Raw genomic sequence first — 23466 nt, 5'->3', positions numbered from 1 at the left:
CTACGCGAACTGCCTCCTGATCTTCTGCCTTCTTGCACTAGTGCTACAGTTGTACCCCCCTTATCAAGGGGGGTACAAGAAAAGCCTCTGTAGCAGGATTTGAGTGAATTGGTATAAAGTAGGGGCACGGCAATGCCGTGCCCTCCCTGTGATCTACCGAACGGGCAGAAAATTACCTCGCCTGTGCCACAACTGTCCGATGACGCGGACTATTAGGAGTAATCGTCGGTGAATCAAAACCAGCCTTCACCAGTTCTTGTTCAAGATTCAACGCAAAATACTCATCCATATAAGGTTCAGTACTCTTGAGTAACGTCAAAATGTAAGGTGGCATTTTTGCATAAGCTTCTGACTTAGGATTCATATCCATCAAGGTGAAATAACCACCCGGACGCAGCAAGCGACGTACCTCGCGCAAAATTTGCTGGGCGACTTCTTGAGGAAGTTCATGGAACACTAAGAAAGTAGAGACTAAATCGAAAGAAGCATCTGGTAAACCTGTTGATTCAGCCCTAGCATGTTTCCAGTTAATCTTGCTATGGCGTTGGCGAGAATTGTAATTAGCAACTGCCAAAAAGTAAGGCGACAAATCTAAACCCGTAATCCTTGCCGAGGGATACAAATCTTGGAGAGCAAACGTACTCATCCCTACACTGCAACCCAAGTCTAAAATGTCTTGCGGCTGGATAGCGATTTTCTCTTTAATAATGTTGTGGTAACTCTGTCTTAGTTTAGAGTCTCCTTGCACCCCAGCCTCAGGCCAAATCCCTGCATGGACGGATTGAGCAGCCACTTCTACTTCAAAAGCTGCATCCCAACAAAGGTCTCCTTTGTCATAACCATGAAACGATCGCAGATAATAATCTGGATAACTTAACTGGGTATTCTGGACTTGAGCCATTTCACTGTCCCAGTCGTGCATCTGTAACTGTTGTACTTGCTGCCGCCAGGGAACTCCAATTTTCTCCGCTCGCTCAATCATCATCTTACGAGCTTGCAGCTTCGCTAGGTTGGCTAACGGCTTGATCGAGAGTAAGCCATTGATCAGGCGAACGGCTATGCTGGGAAAGGTGTTTACGGCAGTGGTCATAAAAAGGTAGCTTTAAATGTACTTTGAGAGTGAATCAGGATTATTGTCTCAAAGTGCTAAGCAGAAAGCAGCAGAGGAAGCAATTCTCAACCCTTGACGGTGTGGAATAGCCGATTTGAGTCGGATTTTGTGAACACAATTCCCGAAACCGCAGCCAAAGCACTCCGGCTATGGGGGTGAAATCAAATCCATAGCTAACGTCAAGGCTTCATGTAGCCAGCTACACTATTTATCTTTATAGGTTCGCTCAATGTCGCACTTCTATTTTGATTCCGAAACTAACGGTCATAAGTCATTTGAGTTACCCGGTGCTAAACCTCACTACAACCCCGATCGCCCCGGACAAGTCAAGCATATTTTCCTCGATTTGGCGCTGGATATCCCCAATCAAAGCTTCAGTGGAACTTGCACGATCGCACTGGAAGCCATTCGTAATGACACTCACCAGTTAACCTTGGATGCGGTTAACCTGAATATCCAATCCGTACAGGTAGAGGGAACACCCCAACCCTTTGACTATGACGGTGAACAACTGCATATTCGGCTGATTAACCCCACCGAGGCGGGGAAAGAAATTAAAATTGCGATCGCCTACAGTGTAGAAAAACCTCAACGGGGTCTTTACTTCATTGTCCCCAATGAACACTACCCCAACAAACCCACCCAAGTCTGGACACAGGGCGAAGATGAAGACTCTCGCTTCTGGTTCCCCTGCTTTGATTACCCCGGACAGTTGGCAACCTCGGAAATTCGGGTGAAAGTCCCCAAACCCCTAATTGCTATTTCCAACGGCGAACTGATCGCCACGGAAGAAGACGGAGAGGACAAAATTTATCATTGGTTGCAGCAGCAAGTTCATCCGACTTATTTAATGACTTTAGCTGTCGGTGACTTTGCCGAAATTCGGGATGAGTGGCGAGGCAAACCCGTTACCTATTATGTAGAAAAAGGGTACGAGGAAGACGCCCGCCGCAGCATGGGCAAAACGCCTCGCATGATGGAATTCTTCAGCGAGAAGTTTGGCTATCCTTATCCTTTTCCCAAATACGCGCAAGTGTGCGTGGATGATTTCATCTTTGGTGGGATGGAGAACACCTCTACCACCTTACTCACCGATCGCTGCTTGCTGGATGAACGCGCTGCGATCGATAATGACCGCACAGAAAGTTTAGTCGCCCACGAACTTGCTCATCAGTGGTTTGGGGATTTAGTGGTGATTAAACACTGGTCTCATGCTTGGATTAAGGAAGGATTGGCCTCTTATTCCGAAGTATTTTGGACGGATTATGAGTATGGCAACGATGATGCCGCCTATTACTTGCTAGGTGAGGCGCAGAGTTACTTAGCCGAGGACAGTTCTCGCTATCGTCGCCCGATTGTGACTCATGTGTATCGGGAAGCGATCGAACTTTATGACCGGCACCTCTATGAAAAAGGCGCTTGTGTCTATCACATGATTCGCACCGAGTTGGGTGATGAGTTGTTCTGGAAGGCAATCCAGACGTTTGTTCAAGACAATGCCCACAATACGGTAGAAACGGTTGACTTGCTCCGGGCGATCGAAAAAGCAACCGGGCGCAATTTATTATTTCTGTTTGATCAGTATGTCTTCCGAGGTGGACATCCGGATTACAAAGTTGCCTATTCCTGGGATGGAGATAGTCAGTTAACGAAAGTGACAGTTACCCAAACTCAGGCGAAGAATGACAATAATGGGAGTAATAGTGAGCTATTTGACCTGAAAATTCCGATCGCTTTTGGTTACACTCAACCCGAATCCGAGGGAGAGGCGACACATGTGTCGCCCCTACTGAAAACGTTTACGGTGAGGATTCATGAACGGGAACAGAGTTTTTACTTCCCCTTAGAGAAAAAACCTCAATTTATTAGCTTCGATCGCGGCAATAATTATCTGAAAACGGTTGCTCTGGAATATCCCATCTCGGAACTGAAAGCTCAGTTACAATCTGACCCAGACCCTATTTCCCGCATCTATGCCGCCAAGGCATTGGCGAAGAAGGGGGGTTTAGAAGCGGTGAAAGCACTTGCTGAAGCGTTGACAAATGACTCGTTTTGGGGTATTAGGGCAGAAGCGGCAAAATGCTTAGCCCAAGTGAAGCTGGATCAGGCAACAGACGCTTTAATGGCGGGTTTAAACGACAAAGATGCCCGTGTGCGTCGGTCAGTGGTACAAGCGTTGAGTAAAATCAAGACATCCCAAAGCTACGATGCCCTGAAACAGGTACTCGAAAAGGGCGATGCTAGCTACTATGTGGAAGCGACAGCCGCCAGTGCTTTGGGGAAAATGGTGTCCGCGACTCTCAAAGATAAAGAGGATGAAGTTCTGCAATTGTTGAACAACGTCCTGAGAGAGAGGGGTGGATGGAATGAAGTGGTGCGGAGTGGTGCGATCGCAGGTTTGAGTCAGATGAAGTCGTCACCGATCGCACTGGAGGTAATTTTGGAATACACCACACCTGGTAATCCTCAACCCTTGCGCCTGAGTGCAATTCGTGCATTGGGTACTATTTCCACCGGTCAGACTCCGAACAATACCGAGTGGATTTTAGAACAATTAGAAGAACTGGCTGGAGAAAGCTTCTTCCTTACTCAAGTGGCTGTTGTTGCCGCCTTGGGGCAAATGGAAACGGTTAAAGCGATCGCGGTTTTACATTCCCTTGCCGATCAAACTCCCGATGGGCGAGTCCGCCGCATGGCTGAGGAAGCGATTCAGAGAGTACAAAAGAATGTGGGTTCCGATCAAGCCGTTAAACAACTCAGGGAAGAACTCGATCAGTTGAAAAAAGAAAACCAGGAACTCAAAAGCCGTATGGAAAATCTCGAAGCGAAGTCCAAGTAGCTGATAGGATGTCCGGTTGATTCCCCTTAATCAAACCCTGTTTATAGTAGGGGCTTAACTCTGGGCGTAACGATGTGTAGGGGCACGGCATTTCAAACATTCTTCTTTAACCGGGATGTTACTGTCGCCGTGCCCCTACTGCAACTCCACATATTATGGTTCTATTGCCGGACACCTTATCAGTGATTATCTTCCAGTGTCCGAATTCCTGCCGCTTCCATCAAATCGATCAGACGATCATAACGAAAGCCTTTGATCAAGCCGACTATCGATTGGGCTAAAGGGGCATCAGCAGGAGGGATTTGCTCAATCAGCCGAAAAATTGCCTCATCATCCACCGAATTCACCGCCTCATACAGCTTATCCGTCCACTCCAGTGGCATGACTTGGAAAGAAGTAGGCTGTAGAACAAAGGATGAATCCAATTTGCTGTCTTCCAGTCCTCCAGGGACGGCAATTTGCTCGGTGCGTCCCAAAGCAGGTAACTCTTCATAGACATAACGCACACCCAGGTATTGAGCCATCTTTTCAAAAATCACTTCTTCTCGAAAGGGTTTACGCACAAAGTCGTCACAGCCTACGGATACAACCAGGTGACGTTCCTCCTCGAAGGCACTGGCGGTAAGGGCAATGATCACCGTTTTGCGGATTGGCGCTGAGGGATTGCTGAATTTTCCCTGTTTCTCTCTCTCCTTCTCCCTGGCTTTAATCTGTTGGGTGGCTTCATACCCATCCAGGATGGGCATTCGCATATCCATCCAAATCAAGTGAGGTTTAAACGTGTTCCACTGCTCCAAGGCTTCTTGCCCATTGACGGCTTCCTGCACGCAGAAGCCCAAAGCTGCTATGAGTTTAACCAGGAGCAGGCGACTTTCTGGGGCGTCGTCAACCACCAAGATGCGATAGTTGGGTTGCCCAGGTTCTAAGCCGATGACTCGACGAGTGGGTTGAAGGAAAGGAATTTCAGTGGCAAAACTGAGACTCACCTCAACCTCAAACTGAAAAATAGTTCCCTTCCCGAACATGCTACTCACGGTAATGTCCCCCCCCATCAGTTGCACAAATTTTCGGCTGATGGGTAAACCTAAGCCAGTTCCTTCCGAGGATTTCCGACCGGTTGCAGTTTGTGTAAAGGCTTCAAATATAAGATCTAGGTCTTCGGGTGCAATGCCAGGACCAGTGTCTTCTACTGCAAAATAAAGGGTTACAGGTTGAAGGTTCAAAGAGGGTGAATAACTTTCAACCTTCAACTTTTCAACTGGCAACTCATGAGAACCTTCAACCTTAAATTTCCTGCCGACTCGTAAGGTAACACTTCCGGATGCTGTAAATTTGATAGCATTGCCGAGGAGGTTGATTAAGACTTGACGTAACTTATTTTCGTCTGTTTGCACATATCGGGGAAGACTTGGGGCATAATCAAAAATTAACTGTAAGCCCTTCTTTTGAGCGGGCAACTGAAACATGGCTTCTAAACTGTCCAACAGGTGGTATAGATCAAAGCTTTGTTGATCGAGTGTTACCTTACCTACCTCGATTTTGGACATTTGCAGAACGTCATTAATGAGTTCAAGTAAATGTTCGCCACTGCGATTGATGATTTCGATCGATTGCCGTTGCTCAATAGTCAGGGAGGAGTCACGGATGAGCAATTGGGTAAAACCGAGGATGGCATTGAGGGGTGTGCGGAGTTCATGACTCATATTAGCGAGGAATTGGCTTTTGGCGCGATTGGCTCGTTCAGCAGCTTCTTTCGCCTCCTGCATCGCGGCTTCTGATTGGCGCAATTCGGTCTCGGTTTTAGCTAATTCAGCCGTGCGTTCAACGACTTTTTGTTCCAAAGAAGTGTTTAATTGTTCCAACTCCTGATTCATTTGCTGGAGTTGCATAGTTTGCTGGTCTAGTTTTTTTTCCTGAAGGTAACTATTGACGGCTTCTCGAACTGTTAATTTAAGGTCTTCAAACTGCCAGGGTTTGGCAATATAACGATATAACTTGGCATATTTAATCGCATTTCCCACAGCCTCCAAATCGGCTTGCCCTGTCAGCATAATTTTCAGGGTTTTGGGCGACAGGGCATGGATACGTTTTAATAATTCATCTCCTTTAATATAGGGCATGAGATAATCGGAAATGACTACAGGAACTTCATACTGTTCATCTAGTAATTCTTCCAATAACTCTAAAGCTTCTTCACTTCCGGCGGCGGTTTCTATCAGATATTCATCGCCCAAGCTTTTTTCCAGCTCGATTTCCAGGCTATCCAGGATTGTCTGTTCATCATCAACACATATAATAATCGGTTTCTTCATGGTTTAATCAAGAAATACTTATATCTTTTTTAGACCTGAATTAATGGCTTTAATTAATTCATCAGTCTGCCAAGGCTTATGCAAATATGTATGTAAATTAGCTTGTTGTTTGGCTCTCTTTAGGGCTTCTTCATCCGCTTGACCCGTTAGCATAATTGTAATGATTTGGGGATATTTTAGATGAATTTTTACCAGCAATTCATCTCCCTTCATTCCAGGCATCAACCAATCCGAAACAATCGCTAATATATTTACCTTGTCTTCAACCAATTCATCAATAATTTCTAAGGCTTCATTCGCACTTTCAGCAAATTCATAGAGATAAGTATCTGCAAAAGCTCTGCGGAGTTCTATCTCAAGACTCTCCAATATGACTACCTCATCGTCAACACATAAAATTGCTGGCTTAGGCATCGCTAATTTCCCTTTTATTCGTTGGTTATAGAGGTAATGATACGGTAAAAGTCGTTTTACCCGGTACCGAGTTTACTGAAATCGAACCCTGATGTTTTTCAATAATCTTCTTGACAATGTCTAATCCTAATCCGCTGCCTTCCCCTAGGGGTTTAGTCGTAAAAAATGGCTCAAATATTTTTGGCATAATCTCCGCAGAAATACCCTGACCACTATCCGTGATACTAACGATCAGATTGGTATTTTGCTTGATAGCATCAATTCTTAAAGTTCCCTTGTAGTCCATTGCTTGCAGAGCATTATGAACTAGATTAGTCCAAACTTGATTGAGTTCATCAGGATAGCACAATAACAGAGGCAATGGTTCATAGTTTCTCCTCAATTCCACACCTTGTTTAATTTGGTTATGATAGAGAGTTAATACGGTTTCAATGCCCTCTGTAATATTAGCTTGTACTTTTTCACCCGAGTAGTCATAACGAGCATAGTTTTTCAGCGCAAACACAACTTTGGCTGCACGTTCGGTTGCGGTGCTGATGGTTCGGGTACTTTTCTGGACACTCACCAAATCATAGACAGTCTTGAGAATTGTTGGGCTATTAGGGTCTTGTAACAAGGGCAAAAGAGGGTGAATCTCATCTCCCACAACACCAATATTGACCAAAATACTGGCGAGACTATCGGCATTATTTATGGCATAAATTTGGAGCTGATACTTTAATTGTTTTTTTATTTTTCGTTTTTCTTGACTTGATAAAACATCCGTTTTTTGACTTGATTTAGACACCAGATTAAAAAAATCTGGCTGACGTTCTTTAGATAGATTTTGTAAAAAAATCGGTAATTGTTCTAGGTTATTATTAAAAAAATCAGCAATATTGGCGATGGAGGAACGAATGGCTCCCAGTGGGGTATTGATTTCATGAGCAACGCCAGCGATCAATTGCCCAAGAGCTGCCATTTTTTCGGATTGAATCAATTCTTCCTGAGTCGTTCTCAGGTGCTCAAGAGCTTGTGAGAGTTCTTGGGTACGTTGCTGGACTTGAATTTCTAAGGTGCGATTATATTCAGCTAATAATTTGGCAGATTTTTTGCGTTCTGTAATGTCTTGAAAAGCCGCTATAGCATACACAACTTGACTCTGTTCATTAAAAATTGGCGTAGCCCAAACCTCCAAGGGGATAATCTTATCGCCTTGGTGGAGTTCCATATCATCGGTGGTTGTTCTTTCGCCGTTCAATGCTCGCATCAGTGGCTGTTGCTCACTAGGGTATAATTGATCGGTTCCCTCCATATAAGCTTGATAAATTTCCGGCAATTTCTCTGCCGTAGCATCGGCTGCAATTTCTTTGGCGAGTAACTGCTGAGCCGTCTGATTGGCGTAATAAGTTTTGCCACTCACATCAACTACAAACACGCCAACTGGCACCGCTTCTAAAAATTGCGTGAGCCTTTTTTCACTATCCCGTAATGCCTCTTGAACCCGTTGACGTTCGGCAACTTCTTGCTGTAAATGTTCCAATAATTCAGCTTGAGCTTGCTGAGCTAAACGCTCTTTTTGTTGCATCTCTCTCATGTGCTGCACATGTCGCAGAGTTTTGTTCGTCGTAATTTCTAAATCTTGCAAATTGAGCGGCTTCATTAAAAAGTCAAATGCACCCCGATTCATGGCCGCTCTGATATTTTCCATATCCCCATAAGCGGAAATAATAATAGAGTGGATCGTGGGATATTGTTCAGAAAGATTCGTGAGCAACGTTAGCCCATCCATTTTGGGCATATTGATATCCGTCAATACGATATCGATATCCGGTTGGGCTTCTAGCTGTAAGAGTGCTTCTAACCCATCGTGAGCAAAAAAAAATTCAATTTCTTTTTGCCGGATTTTCCGTCTAAATTTTTGGCAGATTAGGGGTTCTAAGTCTGACTCATCATCTACAACTAGTATTTTGGCTGACATAGTATTTTCCAGAGAGCGAGGTTAGCTACAAATTAAAGAGTTTGGCTGGCGATCGTCAAGTTATTTGACAGCCTCAGGAGTTACGCATCTGTCACATGCGATCGCCAACCCCATGAAGTAAGAGATATGGCGAGAAGCTCACTGCGGTAGGTATCTAGGAGTTCAACAGGACAGGCTGTGTTGATGCCATATCAAGTTTTATTAATTGTCCATTATGACAATGCTATAAAAACAAGGGTTTCAGGCATTTTTATTAAGGGTGTTTGACCGGACATGATATCAATCCCGAAACCGGACAATTTTGGATAATTGATTACCGAATCTACGACTAAATGGGGATGGCAAAAGTAAGCTATAGCCTGTGTTGGAGATGAGGCAAAGCCTTATCTACTATCAGGTTTTGCCTTTTGACACAGACTTAATGGATAGACAAAAAAAGTGAAGCTATTCCGGGAAAAAATCTCTACCGACAGAACAGAATTTGTCGTTACTAATGACTTAACTCAAGATTCGACGAATGTCGTGTAAGAGGTGTGTGCTCTTCGCGCTCAGAATTGAGGAGTTTCACAGAGAACTCAAGCCATTAACTGGCATTAAACCTTGTCAATGCCGCAAAGCTCGTATCCACAGAACTCCTCCGGTGCCCTCTGCCTTAAAACTCTCAGCCTTGTACCTCATCTAAATGCAAACCGCTATAAGCATCACTCTGGCATAAGTCAAACTGACGCTCGCGTGTGACAGTAGCGTAAGTCCTGTGCAAGTTAGATGCGCGACAGTTTAATACATAGGTTGTGGTGCAAGATATCAGGGTACTAATCTTAGTTAATACCTCCCGAAGCATCTTCTCCACTGCTGCTCTGGTTGTCACCACTAGCATTATTTGGTGCGGATTTCTTGGGCTGTACGGCTTCCGGTGGAGGTAGCGGTACTGAGTTTTCAACGGGTTTAGGTTGACTGATGGGTTCTGGTGGCAGTAGTGGTGCCTCAGATGCAGGGGCTTGGGTTTGCCCCGATGGCCTTTGGACTTGTGGCTGCGGTTCTTTAGGTGGGGACACCGGAGCCGGCTTGGATACGGGAGGATAGGATTTACGGGTAGGTTTGGACGGTGATTCTACCCGCTTGCGACGAGAACTCTGAGAACGGGAGGATGATGACGAAGCAGGTGTAGATTGCGATTCCTTTTGTGGGTCTGATTTTTGGCGGTAGGATTTTCTGGGGTAAGTTCTGCGAACGGGTTCTTCTTGAGAAGTGGTAGAGGAAGAGGAGCGATTCTGCTTCTGCTTCACAGAGGGTTGAGATTGAACCGGAGATGGCGATTTAGTAGACTTCTGCGGAGTCTCGTCATTATTAGTAGAAGTCTCGTCATTACTAGTAGAAGTCTCCTCCTTATTCGCATCCGTACTGGGAAGAGGAACGGGCGAGGCGGAAGGCTCAACAGTGGCTGTAGGTGTGGCGGTGGGGGGTTTAGGCTTAGACTGATGCTGAACAGCGCCCAAGGCGACTAAACCCGTAGCGATCGCAGCCACTCCGCCCATGGCAATACCCCGAACCCCCAAGCGATTCAATACGGGCAGATGAGGAGAAGACAGCGATTTTTTCTTTAATTGAGCCAGTTGCTGGGCATTGATCGGAGCTGTTGTGCCGGTGTGGGTGGAGCTGGAGATCGGGGTACCATTAACTTGAGCAAGCTGCGGGTTGGGTAACAGCGACAGCCATTCCTCCACATTGGCTGGTCGAAAACGCGCTTCTACAGACATGCCGCGCATAATGGCTTGATTCACCGCAGCACTCATCTGAGGTTGCAGTTCGCGGGGGGCTGGCATGGGTTGGCGATCGCGAATGACGGCGGGAGTTGGGACTTGTGCGGTTAGAAGGGCATAGAGAGTTGCCGCCAAACCGTAAACATCCGACGCCGGGGTGCGCTTTTCTTTAACTAAATACTGTTCCAACGGGGCATAGCCATCCGACACCAGATTGGTATGAGTCTGTGTTGAGTCGGTATTAAACCCCCGTGCAATCCCAAAGTCAATCAACACTACTTCCTGAGTGCCTTGACGGAGGATGATGTTGGCTGGTTTGATGTCCCGATGCAGCAAGCCCTTTTGATGCACAACCTTTAACGCTTCGCCCACTTGTCGGATATAATAAATCGCTGTCGCTTCATCCAAGGGGCGTCCTGGAAACACAAGCGCTTGCAACGTTAAGCCAGCCACATAGTCCATCACCATGTAGGGCCATTCCGCTTCCACGAAAAAATCGCTAACGCGGACAATATTAGGATGGACACACAGCGCCAAAGCTTTCGCTTCATCCTGAAATCGGTGCTGGAACCGAGGAAACTCTGGGTGTAGCTGAAGGGACTCGTTGAGGGTTTTAATCACCACTACCTGATCCAAGTAGTGATGGGTAGCTTTATACGTGACGCCGAAGCCGCCGCGTCCCAGTTCCTGCTCTAGAGTATATTTGCCACCCTGTAAGGTTTTACCGACTAACAAGTTCATACCTCTCACACCGTTTTTCCTTTTTGGTTGTTAGTTTAGCGAGAGAGTCTAACCACTAAGATATAGAAGACGCACTCGTACCTAAGTCGCAATTAAACTCTCGGTTTTGTGCACATATACTCAGCCTGTGGCAATTAACTTTTCACTCTAACTCAGAATGGAGGGAGATGTTCAAGGTTGTGTGCAGGAAGTTGGTTGATGCAAATATTGCCACTATCGAGCGACACAAAGTTGTACAAAGACTCTACAGGACTCACAAAGCCCCATCCGGCAAAGTCACCAGACAGAGCTAATTAATTTATCGGTTTTAGGGGAAGAACCTGTCCACCCGGTTCGATACTCAGCCGTTGGCACTCAATCTACACTCATAATACTGATGGACTGATTGCAGCTAGCTTGCATGGGTCGCGTTACATGGGCGATCGACACTTTAGCTGGTTGGGATTGCGTCCAGTTTCCGACACCGTAGTCGAACTCGATGAATTTACTGATGATTATGAAACTGCTGATGGATAGAAGCGCTTCTATTGATCTAACCAGTTAAACAGTCCCAGTGCAGTCACACTCCCTACAAAGTGAGCACCGATCATATTGACGTTTGCCAACACTACAAAAATATCCAACGGACGAATGAAATTTATAGAGGTATAAGCTGTCACTCCTGGAGGTACTGCTAAAGCTTTTGCTGCTACGACAGCAATGGTCACTTCCGATGCAAAAAAAGCTAACAATAGACCGATTAAACTGATGATTAATCCAGTGCTTAATACTTGAAGTATGTCCTCTTTTTTGGGATGTAATTCCCGATTAGGCAACTGTAAAAGTTTGGCTAAACGCCTGTAACGGAAAGACAAATAGAGCCTGAAGCACAGCAATAAAATTCCAATAATACCTAAAAAGACGCCAAACCCCATGACCGGATTCGTCGTTGTTTGGGCAGTGACATTACGGCTAAATATAGCCAACAACAAAGCCAAGCCAGAAACAGCCCCTAGTACTAACTGTACGGTGAAGCTAATCCGCCTTACTACGCGAAAAGTAGCTGCAAATCGTTGTTTAGTGGGTGCAGGCAAGTAGAAATTTAGCTGATTTGACATATTCGTTCTTGTTAAGGTTGAGATGGTTTGGCTGGGTAAGCCATAACTAACTTTAATCTAATTTGCTAAAGTGAAAAGCTAGTATTGATGCAAAAAATATGGGGTAAAAACTTGATAAATAGAGGCTTTGCTAACAGCCAATCTAGCGCATCCTGTCTAGGTACTAAATATTTAGCTAAGTGAAGTCAGTCTTTAGAAGGGTCTTTTTGCGCGATCGGAGTGTAGGGTATTGTGAAAGTGCAGGAACCTTGATGAGATACTTTGCGATCGCACTTACTCCAACTCGTCTGGATTAACCCCTAATTCTCGCAATCGCGCCGCTAGTCGATCTGCTCGTTGTTCTGCTGACTCTGCTCGTTGCTGTGCAGTCGTCGCTTTTTCATCGGGAGTTAAAATCAACTCTCCCTCAGCAGTAAACCAGCGCAACCACAATCGATTAATTTCACGAAAACTCCCTTGCCACAACCCCAAACTTAACTCCAACTCCGGAACCAACAAGCGTCCATCCGTTAGAGTCATCAGTTCATAGTGACCGCCAACCAGATGAAATGCTCGGAGTTCGTTGGTATAACGGCTAAAAATAAAGTAATAGGGAATCCGCAAAATCTGCTCATAAACCTGCCACTTCGTTGGTGGATTCCCGGATTTTTGCACAGTCCGACCGAAATCTTCTTCCTCCGTACCAGGAGACAATAACTCTACCACCACAAACGGATTGACCCGTTCCTGCCAAACCACATAACTCAACCGCAAGTCTCGCTCTTCATACAACCGAGACACACCCACAACCCCAAACCAATCTGGGCGCTTGTACCAGTTGGGATGAGTGACATCGTAGTAGAGATTCAAGTCACAAGCGGCAAAAACCTGCTCCGCACTCCAATTCGCAGGCCCAAACGTTAAAAACAGCAGCAGAGGTTGCAAGAAATGAAACTCGTCAGGCAATCCGGGTTCCTCCGGGTTCTCGCTCGGTAAATCATACATCGTCGGCAATGTTTGCCGGGGTGAGAGCGGCGGATCGGATTGAGCAGGAAGGCGAACCATAGCGATGCAAGGATTTTAGCTCTTAAATTCTGGATTAAGCTGACAGGCATTCAGCCTAATTTGGACACTTATAGCAGTCGCCAAGGCGACTCTTGACTCTCGTCAAATACTGAAACCTTTACCAGTCAATCTTTTCCCTTCTGTCCTCACTAAAGCTCCGGTTTGCCTTCTGCCTTCTGCCTTCTGCCTTCTGCCTTCTGCCTTCTGCCTTCTGCCTTCTGCCTTCTGCCTTCTGCCTTCTGCCTTCTGCCTTCTGCCTTCTGCCTTCTGCCTTCTGCCACATATTTAAGTTAAAAGGAGGGATTTGTCAATCCCCCCTTCCTTACTCTCCGCCAGACTACATCCGGCTACACCATCACACCACACTCCACCCAATACTTAGAACCGCTGACCCAAACCAAACTGAAGTCGGCTATCACCTTTATCCGTAAAGGCGTAGTCGGCGCGAATGATGCCCACGGGGGAGTTGACCCGCACACCAGCACCGTAACCAAAGCCTGTTCCCGGCTTACCGCGCACGACTCCTGGCTCACCGAGTACACTGCTACCTGAACCTAAGTCAGAACCAAAGTCGGCAAACAAGACGGCACCGACTGGGTTGAAAACAGGGATGCGATACTCCGCCGAGGCCAACACAAAGCTGCGACCACTGGCTACGTCACCCGTACCATAACCTCGCACCGAATTGATACCCCCCAGGTTGTAGGCCATGTATGGAGGCAAATCGCCAATGGTTGTTCCACCTTGGACGTTAAAGGCTAGCACTTGCGGGTCTTTCGTACCCAATATATTAACGGGCGTGTATTGGGAATAATTGGCCTGAACTCGGTTCATCAAGATATTGCCGCTCCCCACCGGGATTGACTGTTGAGTCGTCAAGCTGAGGAGGGAACCTTGGGTGGGATTATAGGGATTGTTCCGTTCATCTCTAGTAACTCCAGCCGTTACCGCTAGCAAGTCATCAACACCAGTCCCGCTGAAGGAAACGGGATTACCGAAGGAATCTGTGGAGATAATATTGCCATTGCGATCGCGAATGCTGGTGCGGGTGTAGTTTAAACCCAACGAGGCATCCCACTCTCCCACCGGTTTGTTCAACGAGATGCCACCGCCAATCTGTCCTTCGCGGGGTTGCTCATAATTCCCTGCTTCATTCGTTTGGTTTTGGAAATCATCATCGAACGTCTGGGATATACCACGACGCCTAAAACCATTGACGCTATATCCCGGCATATCAGGGTTGCTCGCCTGATACGGGCTAGTGAAATTGCCGTCAAACTGGAAGTCTTTAGCCCCAATCTGGGCATTCAGCCCTAGCTGTTTGTTCACGCCGCCAAAATTCTGGTCTTTGTAGTTAATCGTACCGAACAAACCAGAGCTGGGGCTGTAGCCACCGCCCACATTGACGCCACGGGCAGATCGTTCGATCAGGTCGTAAGTCACATCGACTTGTCTAGCATCGCCGTTCAGGGAGACGTTGGCATTATCGAATAGTCCCAATTTGTACAGTTGCTGCAAGTCCTGCCGCGCTACATCCACACGGAAGACTTCACCGGATTTGAGTTTCAACTCACGCTTGAGGAAATCTTCCTTAGTACGCCCCTGAGTCGGCTTACCCTCTTTATCCAAGAAGCGGAAGTTAATGTCGCCAACCATGCCTTCAGCCACATCAACAGCCAGAACCCCGTTGCGGTTGGGTTGGATGGTGGCGACTTGTGCCAAGACATAACCGTTGTCTTTATACCATTGACTTAACTGTTCAAAGCCTTGGCGCAGGGCAGTGGGACTGACCGGTTGTCCGAGTTGAGATTGGAAAATGGTGTTGGCAACGTCTGAGGTGAGAACCTGGTTACCGGAGAGTTGGAGCGATCGCACTACAACCGGTTCTACCTGAAAGACGACATTCCACCCCTCTCGGTTAACGGTTTTGCTCACACGAGCGTTGGCAAAGTAACCTGTATTGAGAATGGCCGCGACATCTTTTTCCAACTGGCTTTGATTGGTTGAACCGCCGGAACGAGTGCCAATGGTGTTCAAAACCAATTGCTGTAATTCTTCCGTAGCACCCTTAACCTCAACATCGGTGGCAGTGACGGCGAGATCGTTGCCATTGGTGGACTGGGCAACAGCGTTAGTAGGTTTTGTTGATGCCTGATTGCTGGCGCTAACCGATGTTTTCGCTGGCTGAGGAGAGGCGGATGCAGTGGGAACCGCCACCGTTTTACTGGTAGTGGCTGGGTTGGACTGGGAAAATACAGGTGTTACAGACGCTTCTGGTGAAGCAATTGCCACCGCTGACTGGGATGCTGGGGACGCCTCAACAGGAACGACATAGTTACTCGCCGTCGGTTTCGCCGTCGAATTCGGGAGGTTTGGATTGGCGATCGCTTGGTTGGTTAACTCCCCAGCCGCGAGGAGCGCTAATGTAGAAAGTAAAACGATTCTGTTTAGCATAAAATTAGCCTCATCGCTAGTCAGCTTTGTTACAATTTTCTTTGCTTTTGATTAACCAGACCGTTGCGGGAATTGACAAGTTCCAAGGGTTGTGCCACAACTCCATCTGCCACATTCAGCAACGCTGACTGAAAATTTTGGATATGGGATGATTGAGGAGTTCAATCCCATCCGGTGCGCTTGTAGGATGGGCAATGCTAGGGCGACAGAGCGCGTTTGCTCAAGCTATTGAGATTCATTTTGCTATTTGTCCCAGATTTTCCCTAAAAGCTTTGAAAACTATTCACAGAGGTTAGGTTCTGTACTTTCTTCCCTAACCCTCCGTGCAGTGTGACCGAAATAACTGACCCGCTCAACTCACGTTCTCACTCTGTGAGACCCTTTCTCTGGGGGATTTTGATGAGTGTAATTACTTAGCCACTTGCCAAGACAGACATTGATTTATTCCTAGCGATCCTGCACAATGCAGGTTTCTACAGTGGTGCAATTCCACTGCGGGTCAGGAGCCATTTTTTGTTGATACAAGGACTAACCAGATACTAATGATGCGTCTGCTCTGCCTCAGCAATGGTCATGGCGAGGATGTGATTGCCGTCCGAATTTTGCAAGAATTGCAGAAACACCCAAATGCTCCAGAACTAGCAGCATTGCCTTTAGTGGGTGAAGGACGCGCTTATAGCCAACTCGGTATCCCCATCATTGGAACCGTGCAGACGATGCCTTCCGGGGGTTTCATTTATATGGAAGGGCGTCAGCTCATGCGAGATTTGCGGGGTGGTTTACTGCAACTCACTTGGTCACAGTTTAAAGCGGTTCGTCGTTGGAGTAAACGAGGTGGTGTCATTTTGGCGGTGGGAGATATTGTTCCCCTCTTGTTTGCGGGGTTGAGTGGCGCACCTTATGGGTTTGTGGGTACGGCTAAATCTGAGTATTATGTGCGGGATGAAGCTGGAGAGTTGCCCAAGCGCTCATTTGCGGAAACTTGGTCTGGTTCGGTTTATTATCCTTGGGAACGCTGGTTGATGAGTCGTCGGCGCTGCAAGGCGGTGTTTCCCAGAGATAAGCTGACAACGGAAACTTTACAAAAGTGGTCTATTCCGGCGTTTGATTTAGGCAATCCGATGATGGATGGGATTGCTCCAGAGCATCCTGCACCCGTATTTTATGAAACGAATGCGGAGCTCAAAGAAATGCAGCGATCGCTAGTTGTGACGCTTCTACCCGGTTCTAGAGTCCCGGAAGCCTATGACAATTGGCAGCAAATTGTGCAAGCCACGGATGGATTTTTGGATACTTTCACGGAGAGAACGCTCTTGTTTCTCGGTGCGATCGCTCCGGCTGTAAGTCTCGACCTTTTAGGAAAAACTCTGCAAGGATATGGGTGGCGTCAGCAATCGTTGGCAGCGATGACATTGAACCTTGAGTTCCAGGACGAAAATGCGATCGCGTTTACGAAAAAGAATGCCACGTTGATTTTGACTCAAAATGATTACAATCTCTGCTTGCTCAAAGGCGACTGCGCCATTGCCATGGCAGGGACAGCTACAGAGCAGTTTGTCGGGTTGGGAAAACCTGCGATCGCCATGCCCGGACAAGGGCCACAATATAACCCCATCTTTGCCGAAGCTCAAACTCGCTTGTTAGGGCCATCTCTGATTTTGGTTGAACAGCCAGGGAAAGTAGCGAGTGTGCTACAGCAGTTGTTACGTGACCCAGATTGGTTACAGTTAATTGCAGATAATGGTTTTCAACGCATGGGACAACCGGGAGCAGCATGTCGCATTGCAAACTGTTTGATGGAGCGATTTGAGGGATTGAAAGCTACGGACTAACTCTATAAAAGTCCTCAATGATTCCGGAAGCATTAAACCCAGACTTCTCTAATAAGTTGGAAATAGAAATGAGTTATCAACGTATTACACGTAATATTTAGTATTACCAATAAATCTTGAAAAACTACCTCTATGAGAATAGTAAATAAAGATTAAAGTTGTATAATTCTAAACGAATAGTTGAGTTAAATGTTAGCAACGCTAGCCATACTTTGCAGGGTGCTAGCGAAGGTCAATATGGAGTACAGGAAGGATTGACGCTCCCGACTCATTGCAAAAATACACAACAAGCCTCAAAGCTCAGGCTATACCAACCTATCTTACCTGTATGGAATTAAAGAAAGTCCGCACAGGCTGATTTTGTGTATGTAGTCACCTCAAGCCGAGGCTGAATCTTTTGACAAAACAATTCTCAATCAAACCTAATTTATGATTACTCTTCCTGGATATCAAATTTGTACAAAAATATACGAAGGTACTCATTCAGAAGTTTATCAAGCTATTCGAGAACGGGATAAAAAAGCAGTAATTCTCAAAGTACTTAAAGAAGACTATCCCACACCTTCAGAACTCACCCGTTATAGGCAGGAATATGAAATTACCTGCCAGCTAAATCTAGATGGTGTGGTTAAAGCGTATGGGTTAGAACCTTATCAGAGAACTTTAGTCATTATCTTAGAGGATTTTGGCGCGTTATCTTTAAAGCAATTGATAAATGGATATAAGGGGGTAGGCACGGGGACACTACCTTTACAGGAATTTCTCAACATTGCTATTCAGATAGCTGAGATTTTGGCGGCTATTCACAGCCGCAATATTATTCACAAAGATATTAATCCAGCCAATATTGTCTATAACCCAGAAACCGGACAAGTCAAAATTATTGATTTTGGTATTGCCACCCAATTAACTCGCGAAAATCCAACGCTAAAAAATCCCAATGTTTTAGAAGGCACCTTAGCCTATATGTCGCCGGAGCAAACGGGACGGATGAACCGTTCCTTGGATTATCGCACAGACTTTTATTCCCTGGGTGTCACCTTCTACAAACTGCTTACAGGAAAGCTACCCTTTGAAACCAATGATGCACTGGAATTGGTGCATTGTCATATTGCTAAAGTGCCGATATCGCCCCATGAGGTTAATACAGAGATTCCTTTACCGGTTTCAAATATTGTAATGAAACTGATGGCGAAAACGGCTGAGGAACGATATCAAAGTGCGTTCGGAATTAAAGCGGATTTGGAATTATGTTTAACTCAGTTAAAGTCTGATGGAAAAATAGTAGAATTTCCCCTCGCCCAGAGTGATATTTCAGATAAGTTTCAAATTCCCCAAAAACTCTATGGACGTGAGGCAGAAGTTGAAACGTTACTAGCCGCATTTGAACGAGTTGCAGAGGGAACAAATGCCAACCCCCTGAAAGGTGCGGCTACACAAACGAAGTCTGCGGGTGGGGGAGGAATTGAAATGATGCTTGTTGCTGGTTACTCTGGTATCGGAAAATCAGCGTTGGTAGCCGAAGTTCACAAACCCATGACAGAAAAACGGGGCTATTTCATTTCCGGAAAATTTGACCAATTTCAGCGCAATATTCCCTACTCGGCTGTTGTCAGTGCTTTTGACGGATTGATGCAACAACTGTTAACTGAGAGTGAGGCAAAACTACACGAATGGCGAGAAAAAATATTAACTGCCGTTGGTTGTAATGGGCAGATTATTATTGATGTAATTCCGGAAGTGGAACTCATTATTGGCAAACAGCAAGCTGTACCAGAGTTGGGCACGACTGAGTCGCAAAATCGTTTTAATCTTGTCTTCGGTAACTTCATCCGGGCATTTTGTACAAAAGAGCATCCCTTGGTAATCTTTCTGGATGATTTGCAATGGGCAGATTCTGCTACTCTCAAGTTAATCGAACTGATGATGATGGATGCTGAGAGTCAATCTTTATTTTTAATTGGAGCGTATCGGGATAATGAAGTTAGTCCTGCTCATCCCTTAATGGTGACTGTTGATGGACTACAAAAAGCAGGGGCAACTATTAATTTTATTACCTTAGCTCCTTTAGGAGTAGACCCAATTAGCCAACTGATTGCCGAGACATTGCACGATGATATCGCCTCAGTCAAACCCTTAGCCAAACTGGTGGTGAAGAAAACTGATGGCAATCCTTTCTTTGTTAATGAATTTCTTAAAACCCTGCACGCTGAAAATTTACTCAGGTTTATCCCCCCTCAATCACCCCTAACCCCCCTTATTAAGAAGGGAGTACAAAAAGAATCATTCAATTGCTACCCTTGGCAAGGAGGGAGTACGGGGGGGTTCTGGCAGTGGGATATTGCCCAAATTGAAGCCCAAGATATCACGGATAACGTAGTAGAGTTGATGATTGGCAAAGTTAAGAAGCTGCCAAAAGTCTCTCAGCAGATTTTACAGTTTGCAGCTTGTGTAGGTGCTGCTTTTGACTTAAAAACTCTTTCCATTATTACCAAAAAATTAAATAGTGAAATTTCTTCTGCACTAACTCCAGCAGTTCAGGCAGGGTTAGTTATACCGACATCTGAGTTCAATGACAATTTGTTGATTCAATCTTATAAATTTCTGCATGACCGAGTACAACAAGCGGCTTACACCTTAATTGATAAGACTCAAAAAAATTCTATCCATTTACAAATTGGTCGATTGCTATTGCAGAACACTTCACCAAAGATGTTGCATGAAGAAATATTTAAAATTATCGATCATCTCAATCTGGGAATTGAATTAGTAACCCAACAAAAAGAACGAGACGAAATTGCCAATTTGAATTTAATAGCCGGTGAGAAAGCCAAGGCAGCAACCGCTTATGGGGCAGCATTTGAATATTTGAATGTGGCACTAAAGCTCCTGAGTGCAAAAAGTTGGAAAAATGCGTATAACCAAACCTTAACTATACATGAAAAAGCCGTAGAATCGGCGTACCTCAACGGGGATTTTCTCGTAATGGATCAATTGACGGAAATAGTGTTAACCCATGCCAGAACTGTCATAGAAAAGGTGAAAGTCTATGATGTCAAAATTCAAGCGGCTGGATCACAGGGCAACTTTAAAGAAGCGATTAAAATTGGACTAAAAGTGCTAAATCTGTTGGGGGTGATATTACCAGAAGAGCCAAGTCAATTAGATATTCAAAAAGGATTTCAGGAAAATACTTCACTTTATGAGAGGCAAGAAATAGAAGAGTTAATTAACCTGACAGACATGACTGAACCCGAACCGCAGGCCGCTATCCATATCCTCTCTAGTATCAGTGCTGCCGCCTATATCGCTAATCCTGAACTTATGATATTGATTGTTTCATCAATGGTTAATTTATCTATTAAATACGGTCATACTACTTGGTCAGCCTTTAGTTATGCCTGTCAGGGATTAATTTTGTGTGGAGTGGCTCAAGACATTGAGTTGGGTTATAAATTTGGCAAATTGGGTTTAACTTTGGTGGAACAGTTAAATCCCAAAAGAGGGAAGGCTAGGGCATTAGAGGTATTGGGTACTCACGTCATGCATTGGAAAGAACATGTCCGGGAAACACTACCGATTCTCAGAGCAGGCTATCGAAGTGGAATCGAAACCGGAGAATTTGAATTTGCTGGTTATTGTGCCTTTTTTGTCTGTGACCATTCATATTTTATTGGTAATAAACTTACAGATTTAGAACAAAAGATGGCGACTTACGGTAACGCCATAAGTCAAATTAGACGGGAAAACCCTTTGAATTGGGTTTCCATGTTTCGGCAAGTAATCCTTAACTTACTGAGTCGTTCTAAACATACCAACTGTTTAATAGGTGATGCCTACAATGAGGAGCAATGGCTACCTCTTGCTATTCAAGCCAATGACAGATTAGGAATTCACTTACTTTATCTAAATAAACTTATCTTATGTTATCTGTTTGGTGAGGAGCATCAAGCCATAGAAAATGCTCTTCAAGCAGAACAGTATTTAGATGGTGTGACAGCCATGGTCGTTGTCCCTGTATTTCATTTCTATGATTCTTTGGTACATTTAGGCGGATTTGTCAATGCTTCAATCTCTGAAAAACAGGTTATCCTCGATCGGATTCATACGAACCAAAAAAAGATGCAGAAATGGGCGAATCATGCCCCAATGAACCACCTGCATAAATTTTATTTAGTCGAAGCCGAGAAAGCGCGAGTCTTGGGTCAATTCATTGAAGCAGAGGAGTTTTATGAACAAGCTATTGCCGGAGCAAGGGAAAACGAATATATCCAAGAAGAGGCATTAGCTTATGAGTTAGCCGCCAAGTTTTATCTAGCTCGTGGCAGACTCAAGATTGCCCAACTCTATATGAAAGAGGCACACTACGCCTACACCTGCTGGGGAGCCACAGCTAAAGTTAGGGATTTAGAAGTAAAATACCCGCAGCTATTGCCTCAATCATCTGCCACCAAAAGCCTTACTTCCACTCGCACGACCACGAGCCATTCCACAAGTGGTAGTAACTCAGCATCATTATTAGATTTAGCAACTTTGATGAAAGCTTCCCAGGCAATTTCTGGTGAAATTGTGTTGGATAAATTATTGGCTTCTTTGATGGAAATTCTCATCGAAAATGCTGGGGCACAATCGGGTTTTCTGATTTTGCCGTCCCCTTCAAAAAATGGTCATGAAAACTGGGTCATTCAAGCATCAGGTTCAGTTGAGGAAGAGCAGAAAACGATACTGCAATCGATTGGCATAGATTCTGTAGAAGTATCTACCCAACTGCCCCTTTTGTCGGCTGCGATTGTTCACTATGTCATCCGCACGAAAGAAAATCTCGTCTTAAACGATGCTGTCCATGCCGGAAAATTTACCCAGGATGCTTACATTCTCACGAAAAAACCCAAATCAATTCTCTGCATCCCACTGCTCGATCGTACTAAACTCAGTGGTATCCTCTATCTAGAAAATAATCTCACCACCGATGCGTTTACAAAAGACCGCGTTGAACTCCTGAAACTCTTATCGGCTCAAGTTGCCATCTCCATCGAAAATGCCCAACTTTACACCAACTTACAGGATTTCAATGAGAATTTAGAGCAATTAGTCCAGCAGCGCACCGCAGAACTGTCCCAAGCCCTAAACGACCTGAAAGCCACGCAAACAAAACTGGTAGAATCCGAAAAAATGGCATCTCTCGGCGGGTTGGTGGCTGGTGTCGCCCATGAAATCAATACCCCCGTTGGCATTAGCATTACCGCCGCTTCTCTGTTAGCCGACAAAACCACAGAGTTTTTCGAGACGTATAAAAGCGGACAGATGAAGCGATCGCAACTCGAAAAGTTTCTCGATATCGCCATGCAGAGCAGTAGTATGGTCTTAAGTAACCTCAACCGTGCTGCTAATTTAATTCAGAGTTTCAAACAGGTAGCCGTCGATCAGTGTACGGAAGAACAACGCACATTTTATCTTAAACAGTATCTATCTGAGGTATTGATTTCCCTCAAACCCACACTAAGAACCACTCATCATCAGGTGGAAATCAAAGGGGATGAAGCGATCGCACTCAACACTTATCCAGGTGCATTATCTCAAATTATCACCAATCTAGTGATGAACTCCCTCACCCATGCCTACTCCCCCGAAGACGCTGGACATCTAGTTTTTGACTTTAAACAGCAAGGTGAGCAGATTATCTTGGCCTACTCCGATGATGGCAAAGGCATTCCCAAGGAAAACTTAAGTAAAATCTTTGACCCATTTTTTACCACAAAACGAGGACAGGGGGGAAGCGGATTGGGACTTCATATTGTCTATAACTTAGTGACTCAAAAACTCAATGGTACCATTGAAGCAGAGAGTCAAGTGGGTGTAGGAACGAAGTTTATTATTAAGCTGCCTATGGAAAGAAAGTAGA

The 23466-nt window shown here is 45.3% G+C and carries 11 protein-coding genes; 3 read left to right on the top strand and 8 right to left on the bottom strand.

Annotation, left to right across the window (positions count from 1 at the left end; translation table 11 throughout):
* Positions 1–172: 172 nt before the first annotated feature.
* Positions 173–1090, bottom strand: coding sequence for a class I SAM-dependent methyltransferase (locus tag NDI48_23810; GenBank protein MEP0834195.1), 918 nt, complete (start codon positions 1088–1090; stop codon positions 173–175).
* A gap of 250 nt (positions 1091–1340) precedes the next feature.
* Here NDI48_23810 and NDI48_23805 point away from each other — a divergent pair, with 250 nt between their 5' ends.
* Complete coding sequence (locus tag NDI48_23805) at positions 1341–3950, top strand: M1 family metallopeptidase (protein MEP0834194.1); 2610 nt, start codon at positions 1341–1343, stop codon at positions 3948–3950.
* A 179-nt stretch (positions 3951–4129) separates the two neighbouring features.
* Here NDI48_23805 and NDI48_23800 read toward each other — a convergent pair whose 3' ends face one another.
* From NDI48_23800 to NDI48_23770, 7 genes are all read right to left on the bottom strand, one after another.
* Positions 4130–6262 (bottom strand): response regulator, encoded by a 2133-nt coding sequence (locus NDI48_23800; GenBank protein ID MEP0834193.1) that lies wholly within the window; start codon positions 6260–6262, stop codon positions 4130–4132.
* Positions 6263–6280: 18 nt separating this feature from the next.
* Positions 6281–6676: a response regulator gene (locus NDI48_23795; protein MEP0834192.1), complete on the bottom strand. Its 396-nt coding sequence runs from the start codon at positions 6674–6676 to the stop codon at positions 6281–6283.
* Between the two features lie 25 nt (positions 6677–6701).
* On the bottom strand, positions 6702–8636 hold the full coding sequence (locus tag NDI48_23790; GenBank protein MEP0834191.1) for an ATP-binding protein: 1935 nt from the start codon (positions 8634–8636) through the stop codon (positions 6702–6704).
* An 818-nt stretch (positions 8637–9454) separates the two neighbouring features.
* On the bottom strand, positions 9455–11137 hold the full coding sequence (locus NDI48_23785; GenBank protein ID MEP0834190.1) for a protein kinase: 1683 nt from the start codon (positions 11135–11137) through the stop codon (positions 9455–9457).
* A gap of 524 nt (positions 11138–11661) precedes the next feature.
* On the bottom strand, positions 11662–12234 hold the full coding sequence (locus tag NDI48_23780) for a DUF3611 family protein (GenBank protein MEP0834189.1): 573 nt from the start codon (positions 12232–12234) through the stop codon (positions 11662–11664).
* Positions 12235–12507: 273 nt separating this feature from the next.
* Positions 12508–13278 carry a Uma2 family endonuclease gene (locus NDI48_23775; protein MEP0834188.1) on the bottom strand — a complete coding sequence of 257 codons (771 nt, stop codon included), beginning with the start codon at positions 13276–13278 and terminating at the stop codon, positions 12508–12510.
* Between the two features lie 378 nt (positions 13279–13656).
* Positions 13657–15732, bottom strand: a complete 2076-nt coding sequence (locus NDI48_23770; protein ID MEP0834187.1) for a BamA/TamA family outer membrane protein — start codon at positions 15730–15732, stop codon at positions 13657–13659.
* Positions 15733–16277: 545 nt separating this feature from the next.
* Between NDI48_23770 and NDI48_23765 the strand changes: the two genes are divergently transcribed.
* Both NDI48_23765 and NDI48_23760 read left to right on the top strand, forming a co-directional pair.
* Positions 16278–17564, top strand: coding sequence for a lipid-A-disaccharide synthase-related protein (locus tag NDI48_23765; protein MEP0834186.1), 1287 nt, complete (start codon positions 16278–16280; stop codon positions 17562–17564).
* A gap of 429 nt (positions 17565–17993) precedes the next feature.
* Positions 17994–23465: a trifunctional serine/threonine-protein kinase/ATP-binding protein/sensor histidine kinase gene (locus NDI48_23760; GenBank protein MEP0834185.1), complete on the top strand. Its 5472-nt coding sequence runs from the start codon at positions 17994–17996 to the stop codon at positions 23463–23465.
* Position 23466 lies beyond the last annotated feature (1 nt).

This window comes from Microcoleus sp. AS-A8 (genome assembly GCA_039962225.1).
In the GTDB taxonomy this organism is placed as follows: domain Bacteria; phylum Cyanobacteriota; class Cyanobacteriia; order Cyanobacteriales; family Coleofasciculaceae; genus Allocoleopsis.
Note: the sequence above shows the minus strand (reverse complement) of the source record. Positions and strands in the feature narration are given on the sequence as shown.

Excerpts from the sequence above, each read along its gene's own strand:
- NDI48_23810 (MEP0834195.1), bottom strand. The coding sequence starts at position 1,090 with ATGACCACTGCCGTAAACACCTTTCCCAGCATAGCCGTTCGCCTGATC.
- NDI48_23805 (MEP0834194.1), top strand. The coding sequence starts at position 1,341 with ATGTCGCACTTCTATTTTGATTCCGAAACTAACGGTCATAAGTCATTT.
- NDI48_23800 (MEP0834193.1), bottom strand. The coding sequence starts at position 6,262 with ATGAAGAAACCGATTATTATATGTGTTGATGATGAACAGACAATCCTG.
- NDI48_23795 (MEP0834192.1), bottom strand. The coding sequence starts at position 6,676 with ATGCCTAAGCCAGCAATTTTATGTGTTGACGATGAGGTAGTCATATTG.
- NDI48_23790 (MEP0834191.1), bottom strand. The coding sequence starts at position 8,636 with ATGTCAGCCAAAATACTAGTTGTAGATGATGAGTCAGACTTAGAACCC.
- NDI48_23785 (MEP0834190.1), bottom strand. The coding sequence starts at position 11,137 with ATGAACTTGTTAGTCGGTAAAACCTTACAGGGTGGCAAATATACTCTA.
- NDI48_23780 (MEP0834189.1), bottom strand. The coding sequence starts at position 12,234 with ATGTCAAATCAGCTAAATTTCTACTTGCCTGCACCCACTAAACAACGA.
- NDI48_23775 (MEP0834188.1), bottom strand. The coding sequence starts at position 13,278 with ATGGTTCGCCTTCCTGCTCAATCCGATCCGCCGCTCTCACCCCGGCAA.
- NDI48_23770 (MEP0834187.1), bottom strand. The coding sequence starts at position 15,732 with ATGCTAAACAGAATCGTTTTACTTTCTACATTAGCGCTCCTCGCGGCT.
- NDI48_23765 (MEP0834186.1), top strand. The coding sequence starts at position 16,278 with ATGCGTCTGCTCTGCCTCAGCAATGGTCATGGCGAGGATGTGATTGCC.
- NDI48_23760 (MEP0834185.1), top strand. The coding sequence starts at position 17,994 with ATGATTACTCTTCCTGGATATCAAATTTGTACAAAAATATACGAAGGT.